The organism is uncultured Gimesia sp. (assembly GCF_937919775.1).
GTDB lineage: Bacteria > Planctomycetota > Planctomycetia > Planctomycetales > Planctomycetaceae > Gimesia.
Genome location: NZ_CALFPF010000465.1, coordinates 1 through 6604, shown reverse-complemented (window position 1 = coordinate 6604; position 6604 = coordinate 1). Strand labels below are relative to the sequence as shown.

Genomic DNA, 6604 nt, shown 5'->3' with positions numbered 1-6604 from the left:
TTTCAGACTCTCCATCGACATGTCAGGCCGTTCCATTAACCGGGCGGTTTTGCTGCGGGCAAATTTCTGATCGTTGATGGTGAATCTCCAGATCATAAAGGCAAGCGCGATGCTGATTACCAAAAAGAGGCTGACAACGTATTTGGCGGCTCCCGATGAAGACGCCGTTTCGGCTGCTGCGGGGGGGAACCAGCGAATTTGTCGGGCTATCAGCAATGGTGCTGTCTGCAGTTTGCCTGCCACTGAGGGATAGCCATACTTTTTGAAGTAATAACCGGTGATCTGGACGGCGGGCATATTTTTCAGATCGGTTCCCTGTGGGATACCTTCCGGAAGTTGCGTACAGAGTACACGCCAGGGGTGTATTCCGGAATCTTTCGAAAAGAACCAGCCTTCGTAGAGCGTCTGGACGCCGTAAGAATTTTCATCAATGATCAGTGGCGTGAGCCTTTTGAGTTGCCCTTTGACCGTCATCAGTTGTCCGCGGTATTGGGGAGATTCGGTCATCACGACCACGAACGGAGGCGCGGGTTCCGATGACTTTTCCAGGATATTCTGGGGAATGGCAGCGGCTTTGGCGAGCAGATAGTATAGAGCACCTGCTTCATGGTCGCGTATGCCGAGCGTACTGTCGGAAACGTGCTGCATGATCTGGGGGTCAACCCGCACATCGTACTCCCCATTTTCCAGCTGCGAATGGGCCGTCTCCGGAAGTTTGACTTTCGGTTTTGGCTCTGAAAGGAACTCATCCGGTTTCAATTTCAGGTCTTCTTTGACGCTGAAGTCAATTTCACGCTGCGGAACTTCGGTTTGCTGAGTGGCAGGCTCCTCTGTCGGGCGACCAGTGAGCCAGTACCAGCGACTGGGTTGGGAGGCGTAATGCATTGCGAGGAAGATCACGCCAATGGCAGCGACGAGTCGGAACAGCCGGACCTGATCGCGGCGGCTGAAGTAGGAAGGCGCTGTTGATCGTTTATGAAATCGCATTCATCAACGCCCTTTGTGCTGGTTCCAGTAATCAATGATCATGGTATTCGACCGGAGTTCCCCGGAAGGAAGCCGGTTGTCACTATTATTATTTACGCTTTGGTTTATACATGTGGGTGGCCTGTCCGTGGAAGATTTCCGCAGCTTCCATGATGGTTTCAGAAAGCGTGGGATGGGCGTGAATGCTTGCGGCGACATCTTCCGCGACTGCCGCCATTTCCACTGCCAGGACCCCTTCTGCGATGAGTTCGCCGGCGCCAGGACCAACGATGCCGACTCCCAGGACGCGTCCCGTTTTCTTGTCGAAGATCAATTTGGTGAGTCCTTCCGTACGGGCCAGTGTCTGAGCGCGACCGGAGGCAGCCCAGGGGAACCGCGTGATTTCAACATCCAGCTCCTGCTCTTTGGCCTGTTGTTCCGTGATGCCGCACCAGGCAATTTCCGGGTCTGTGAAGACGACTGCGGGAATGGCGATGTTATCAAACTCGGCAGGCTCACCGGCGATGGTTTCGATGGCGACTTTCGCCTCGCGGGTCGCTTTGTGTGCCAGCATCGGTTCGCCGGCGATATCACCAATCGCGAAGATATGCGATTCGGCGGTTCGCTGATGGGAATCGTGTTTAATGAATCCCCGTTCGTCGAGTTCCAGTTTTGTGTTTTCGAGGCCGAGCCCTTTATTGTTCGGGCGGCGTCCGATGGAAATCAATACGCGATCGAAGGTCTGTTGAGGTTCAACCCCTTCACCGGATAAGTCGGCGATAATTCCACCATTGTCCGGCGTCAGCTTTTCGACTTTGGTATTCAGGTGAATGGCGGCGAAACTTTCGGTCAGACGTTTCTGCAGAGGGCGTACCAGATCGCGGTCTGCGCCGGGAAGTAAGCCGTCGGTCATTTCGACTACGGTCACCTGAGACCCGAGAGCGGCGTACACGCTGCCCATTTCCAGGCCGATATAACCGCCGCCGACCACGAGCAATTTTGCAGGGATATCTGCCAGTTCGAGTGCGCCGGTCGAATCCATAATGCGCGGGTCATCCAGATCAAACACGGGCGGAACCGCCGGTGAGGAACCGGTGGCGACAATCGCGTACTTGAATTTGATGACTTCTTTTGATCCATCGGCTTTTGAGACTTCCACCGACTGGGAGTCATGGAAGCGTGCGAATCCCTTCAGGATTTCGACATGACGGGCTCCCGCCAGTTGCGTAATGCCCCCGGTCAATTGGGTGACGACTTTGTTTTTGAACTCGCGTAATTTGTCGATGTCGATGTCAGGCTTCTGAAACGAAACTCCCCAGTCGGAGGATTCTTTGGTTTCGTTGATGAGCTTGGCGACATGCAGCAGTGCTTTGGAGGGGATGCAGCCTCGATTCAGGCAAACGCCGCCGGGGGCGACATCATCGTTAACCATGATCACTTTGAAGCCTTTGTCTGCTGCGTCGAAAGCAGCAGGGTAACCGCCGGGACCACCGCCGATCACTACAATATCCGTTTCTCTGGTTGCTGATCCAGACATAATATACGTTAACCTTCTGTTTGTTTTTTAAGCTTCAATACGGTTCGAGATTGTTTCTCAGCAGTCAACCAGCAGGTTGAACGGATCAGAGAGTAAGCTGGAAATACGCACAATAAAGCGGGCAGCGTCTGCACCGTTAATCACCCGATGATCGTAAGAAAGCGACAGCGGAAGCATCAGACGGGAGACCGGGTTATTGTTTACCAGTTGGAATTCATTTCGCGAGCGGGACATGCCCAGAATGGCAACTTCCGGATAGTTCACAATCGGCGTAAACGAAGTGCCGCCCAGACCTCCCAGGTTGGTGATGGTGAAAGTTCCCCCCTGCATATCGCTCATTTCCAGTTTGCGGTCACGGGCTTTGATCGCCAGCACATTCATTTCCTGTGCGATGGCAATGATATTTTTCTTGTCAACATTTTTGACCACGGGAACGACCAGACCATTTTCCGTATCGACGGCGACACCGATGTTGATGTATTTCTTAAACACGATTTCATCGGTCTGCGGATCGAGGCTCGAATTAAACGCAGGGAACTCATGCAACACGATGGCAACGGCCTTCATTGCCAGCGCGGTCATCGTCACTTTCGGACCCGAGTAGTTTGGTTTCGAAATGAAGAGTTTACGCGCTGTTTCCAGATCCGTAATGTCTGCCAGATCGTGTTGTGTGACGTGCGGGACAATCTGCCAGGAAAGGCTGAGGTTATTTGCAGACACACGCGCGAGTTTTTTCATTTTCTGGCGTTCGATTTCACCGAACTGGGTGAAATCGGGCAGTGGTGGAACAGTGATGCCTCCGCCACCACCAGCGGGGCCGCCGCCGGCGATCAGGTTTTTGACGTAGTTTTCCACATCTTCCTGTGTGACGCGACCACTGGGGCCGGAGCCGTTGACCAGGTGCAAGTCGACTCCCAGTTTACGGGCAAGGCGACGAGTGGCAGGTCCTGCAGGAACGGGAGTATTATTTGTAGAACCTTCTGCAGCTGGTGCCGCTTTGGAAACAGAGGGGGCAGGAGGAGCAGCCGGTTTGGTCTCTGGTTTCGTTTCCGGAGTCGCCGCTGATTCGGCTTTCGCCGGTTCAGCCGCTTTGGGTTCGGCTGCGGCCGGCTTCGTTTTTTCAGCAGGGGCTGCTGACGGTGCACCATTGGATTGTTCAATCGTCAGCAGAACGGTGCCAATCGGGATCGAGTCTCCTTCGGATACCTTCAATGCGGCAATCGTGCCACTATAGGGTGATTCCAATTGGACGACCGCTTTGTCAGTTTCGATGTCCATCAGAACTTGACCCTGTTCCACGGTATCGCCAACGGCGACCGCGATTTGTCCGACATCCGCCGATTCCACACCTTCACTTACTTCGGGAAGTTTAAATTCAGTTGCCATAGTTTTGTCGTTCTATTCGTTTAGTATTTCTTTTTTATTTAGCCCGTTGACTGTGGCTGCTTAAGCCAGTCGGGGATTGACTTTTTCCGGATCGATTCCCAGTTCCTTGATGATTGCCGGCAGTTTTGATTTATCGAACTGACCTTCTTCAGCCAGCGAGACGAGCGTTGCCACAACGACATTCTCAGCATCAATTTCAAAATGACGTCTGAGCGATTCACGTGTTTCACTGCGCCCAAAACCATCTGTTCCGAGGACACAATAATTTCCAGGAATCCCTTCACGAATCTGATCGGCGACCAGTTTAATGTTATCGCTGGAAGCGATGAACGGTCCCTGAACTCCTTCGAACGTGATATCCAGGAACGATTTATGCGGTTCAGAATCAGGATGCAGCCGGTTATGGCGTTCCACGTCTTTCACGTTTCGCGCCAACTCGTTGTAACTGGTCACACTCCAGACATCGGTGGCGATCTGGAATTTCTCTGCCAGTATCTCCTGAGCACGGAGCACTTCTCGCAGAATCGGACCGCTGCCAAACAGTTGGGGACGCATGGAAACCGCAGGTTTTTCCATATCCAGAGCACGGAATTTATAAATACCGTTGATGATGCCTTCGACGATGTGTTCGCCTTCCGGCATGGGAGCCATCTCGTAATTTTCATTATAGACAGAGAGATAATAGAAAATCTCTTCGCCTTCCTGATACATGCGACGCATCCCGTCCTGGATAATGACTGCCAGCTCATAAGCATATGCAGGATCGTAAGCGTGGAGCGTCGGAACCGTGGAAGCCATCACATGACTGTGTCCATCCTGGTGTTGCAGTCCTTCGCCGTTCAGGGTCGTTCTGCCGGAGGTACCTCCCAGCAGGAAGCCTTTCGTGCGCGAATCGGCGGCGGCCCAGACGAGATCGCCGACTCTCTGGAAACCGAACATGGAATAATAGACGTAGAACGGAATCATATTCACGCCCTGGTTGGAATAAGCAGTACCAGCGGCGATGAAAGAGGAAATCGCACCGGCTTCGTTGATGCCTTCTTCCAGAATCTGGCCGTCTTTGGCTTCGCGGTAATACATCAGCTGATCACGGTCAACCGGTTCGTATAACTGTCCCTGGCTGGCGTAAATACCACACTGCTTGAAGAGACCTTCCATCCCGAAGGTTCTGGCTTCGTCGGGAATGATGGGCACGATGCGTTTGCCGATGACTTTATCGCGGAGCAAATTGCCCAGCAGAATGCCGAAGGCTCCGGTAGTCGATCCTTTTTTACCCGCCATGCTCTGCATGAATTTTTCGAGTGACGCCAGCGTGGGAGTTTCCAGGCGTTCTTCTGTTGGGGTCCGCTTGGGAAGGTATCCGCCCAGTTCTGCCCGTTTCTTTTGCAGGTACAGCATTTCCGGGCTGTTTTCTTCGGGTTTGTAGAAGGGGGTGTTTTTGACATCTTCATCACGGATGGGAATTCCAAACCGGGATCGGAAATCTCTCAGTTCATCTTCATTGGCTTTTTTTACATTGTGGGCGACGTTGCGTCCTTCTCCGGCTTCACCGAGACCATAACCTTTGATGGTTTTCGCCAGAATGACTGTCGGGGAACCGGTATGTTTCACGGCAGCGCTATAGGCGGCGTATACTTTTTCCGGATCATGACCGCCGCGTCCCATGCGTTTGATCTGATCGTCGGAAAGATGTTCTGCCATCTTGGCCAGTTCCGGATTCTCGCCGAAGAAATGTTCCCGGATGTAGGAACCCGGTTCCACGACGTATTTCTGGTACTGTCCATCGACGACTTCTCCCATCCGCTTGACGAGATAACCATTTTCATCTTCAGCCAGCAGGTGATCCCAGTCACTGCCCCAGACCACTTTAATACAATTCCAGCCTGCACCGCGGAAAGCGGCTTCGAGTTCCTGGATGATCTTGCCGTTCCCGCGAACAGGTCCATCAAGACGCTGCAGGTTACAGTTGATAACAAAAATCAGGTTGTCCAGATGCTCTCGTGAAGCAAGCGTGATCGCTCCCAGCGTCTCAGGTTCATCCGTTTCCCCATCGCCAACAAAACACCAGACCTTGGATTGGGAAGTGTCCATGATACCCCGGTTATGGAGGTAACGCAGGAAACGTGCGTGATAAATGGACATAATCGGGCCCAGGCCCATTGAGACCGTGGGAAACTGCCAGAAATCAGGCATCAACCAGGGGTGAGGGTATGAGGATAAACCGCCGCCCCGTGGCAGTTCCTGACGGAAGCGTAACAGGTTTTCTTCTGTCAGCCGACCTTCGACAAATGCCCGAGCATAAACACCGGGGGAAGCGTGTCCCTGGAAATAAACGACATCGCCAGAGTGGTCTTCCGTGCGGGAATGAAAGAAATGATTGAAACCGATTTCCCAGAGTGTAGCCGCTGAAGCATAGGTTGAAATGTGTCCGCCAATACCGTCGTGATCTTTATTGGCGCGAACCACCATCGCCATCGCATTCCAGCGAATGATACTTTTGATGCGCCGTTCGATTTCGCGATTGCCTGGAAAAGGCGTTTGTTCTTCGGGCGAGATGGTATTGATGTAAGGTGTATTGGCAGTGAAAGGCATCGTCACTCCCTGACGATAAGCCCGTTCCTGCAGGATCGCCAAAACGTGTTTCACTCTTTCCTTACCATAACGGATGATAAGATCATCCAATGATTCAAACCATTCTTCAAGTTCTGCCGGATC

The 6604-nt window shown here is 52.7% G+C and carries 4 protein-coding genes; all 4 read right to left on the bottom strand.

The features are described 5' to 3' along the window. The coding region (locus Q0294_RS13235; RefSeq protein WP_299466064.1) for a hypothetical protein at nucleotides 1-987 on the bottom strand (987 nt) is incomplete at its 3' end. Between the two features lie 88 nt (nucleotides 988-1075). Continuing rightward, nucleotides 1076-2503, bottom strand: coding sequence for a dihydrolipoyl dehydrogenase (lpdA, locus tag Q0294_RS13230; RefSeq protein ID WP_299466061.1), 1428 nt, complete (start codon nucleotides 2501-2503; stop codon nucleotides 1076-1078). Nucleotides 2504-2560: 57 nt separating this feature from the next. After that, nucleotides 2561-3889: a 2-oxo acid dehydrogenase subunit E2 gene (locus tag Q0294_RS13225; protein ID WP_299466058.1), complete on the bottom strand. Its 1329-nt coding sequence runs from the start codon at nucleotides 3887-3889 to the stop codon at nucleotides 2561-2563. A 60-nt stretch (nucleotides 3890-3949) separates the two neighbouring features. Continuing rightward, nucleotides 3950-6604: pyruvate dehydrogenase (acetyl-transferring), homodimeric type (gene aceE, locus Q0294_RS13220; protein WP_299466056.1), on the bottom strand; the 2655-nt coding region annotated here is incomplete at its 5' end.

Excerpts from the sequence above, each read along its gene's own strand:
- lpdA (WP_299466061.1), bottom strand. The coding sequence starts at position 2,503 with ATGTCTGGATCAGCAACCAGAGAAACGGATATTGTAGTGATCGGCGGT.
- Q0294_RS13225 (WP_299466058.1), bottom strand. The coding sequence starts at position 3,889 with ATGGCAACTGAATTTAAACTTCCCGAAGTAAGTGAAGGTGTGGAATCG.